Annotated in this window: 2 protein-coding genes and 1 pseudogene; all 3 read left to right on the plus strand. The window is 66.0% G+C overall.

Going from position 1 to position 1,671, the window contains the following annotated elements; genetic code table 11:
- Positions 1 to 457 (plus strand): annotated as a pseudogene (locus tag FOZ70_RS37810) (ketol-acid reductoisomerase); the annotation flags it as partial.
- A gap of 126 nt (positions 458 to 583) precedes the next feature.
- Positions 584 to 1,228 carry a phosphatidylserine decarboxylase gene (locus tag FOZ70_RS37815; protein ID WP_027784995.1) on the plus strand — a complete coding sequence of 215 codons (645 nt, stop codon included), beginning with the start codon at positions 584 to 586 and terminating at the stop codon, positions 1,226 to 1,228.
- Positions 1,229 to 1,243: 15 nt separating this feature from the next.
- Positions 1,244 to 1,671, plus strand: a 428-nt coding sequence (locus tag FOZ70_RS37820; protein ID WP_219707916.1) for a CDP-alcohol phosphatidyltransferase family protein, incomplete at its 3' end; no start/stop codon positions are given.

The raw sequence follows: 1,671 nt of genomic DNA on the forward strand, positions 1-1,671 counted from the left end.
GGTGGCGACGTGGGTGGGAGACCAGGGCGGGAGGGGGGGGGGGGCGGTGGGGGTGGGAGGGGCTGGTTTCGAAACGCTGGTCGAGGCGGGTTACGCGCCGGAAATGGCGTACTTCGAGTGCCTGCACGAACTGAAGCTGATCGTCGACCTGATCTACGAAGGCGGCATCGCGAACATGAACTACTCGATCTCGAACAACGCCGAGTACGGCGAGTACGTGACGGGCCCGCGCATCGTCACGGAAGAGACGAAGAAGGCGATGAAGCAGTGCCTGACCGACATCCAGACCGGCGAGTACGCGAAGAGCTTCATCCTCGAGAACAAGGCAGGTGCCCCGACGCTGCAGTCGCGCCGCCGCCTGACGGCCGAGCACCAGATCGAGCAGGTCGGTGCGAAGCTGCGCGCGATGATGCCGTGGATCGCGAAGAACAAGCTCGTCGACCAGACGAAGAACTAAGCACCGCGTGCTGTTCCGGCCCTCGAATAAAGGGCCGGTACCAAAAAGCCGCCCGAAGGCAGCAGTGCCCCGGGCGGCTTTTGTTATGCTACGGGCTTTGCAATTCACCGAACACAGAACGAATCCATGAACTATCCTCATCCGATCATCGCGCGCGAAGGCTGGCCGTTCATCGCGATTGCTGCCGTCATCGCGCTGTTGATCCACGCCGTCGGGGGCTTCGGCTTCGCGTGGCCGTTCTGGCTGCTGCTCGCTTTCGTCGTCCAGTTCTTCCGTGATCCGCAGCGCCCGATCCCGGCGCAGCCGAACGCGGTGCTGTGCCCGGCGGACGGCCGCATCGTCGCGGTCGAGACCGCGCAGGACCCGTACGCGAACCGCGAAGCGCTGAAGATCAGCGTGTTCATGAATGTCTTCAACGTCCATTCGCAGCGTTCGCCGGTCGATGGCGCGATCTCCAAGGTCGAGTACTTCCCGGGTGCGTTCCTGAACGCGGCGATCGACAAGGCGTCCACCGAGAACGAGCGTAACGCGGTCGTGATCCAGACGGCGAGCGGCAAGACCGTGACCGCCGTGCAGATCGCCGGCCTCGTCGCACGCCGGATTCTCTGCTACGTGCGCGCCGGCGAGCCGCTGTCGCGCGGCCAGCGCTACGGTTTCATCCGCTTCGGTTCGCGCGTCGACGTGTACCTGCCGCTCGGCAGCCGCGCGAAGGTGTCGATCGGCGAGAAGGTCTACGCGTCGTCGACGATCCTCGCCGAGCTCGAGCAGTAAGCGGCGAGGCGCACGATGGCCGCATTCAAACCGCGTCGGCCGCGCAACGGCGCCGGCCAGACGCCACGCCCGTTCCGCCGCAACAAGGGGATGGCCGCCGATCCGGTGCCTATCGAGAGCCGCCGCGCCGCGCGCCAGCGGTTCCTGAAGACGCGCGGCATCTACCTGCTGCCGAACGCGTTCACGACCGCCGCGCTGTTCTGCGGCTTCTTCGCGGTCGTGCAGGCGATGAACGTGCGCTTCGAGATCGCCGCAATCGCGATTTTCGTGGCGATGGTGCTCGACGGGATGGACGGGCGCGTCGCGCGCATGACGCATACGCAGAGCGCGTTCGGCGAGCAGTTCGACAGCCTGTCGGACATGGTGTCGTTCGGCGTCGCGCCGGCGCTCGTGATGTACGAGTGGGTGCTGAAGGATCTCGGCCGCTGGGGCTGGCTCGCCGC

Source organism: Burkholderia sp. COPS (assembly GCF_019425585.1).
Taxonomy (GTDB): Bacteria; Pseudomonadota; Gammaproteobacteria; order Burkholderiales; family Burkholderiaceae; genus Burkholderia; species Burkholderia cepacia.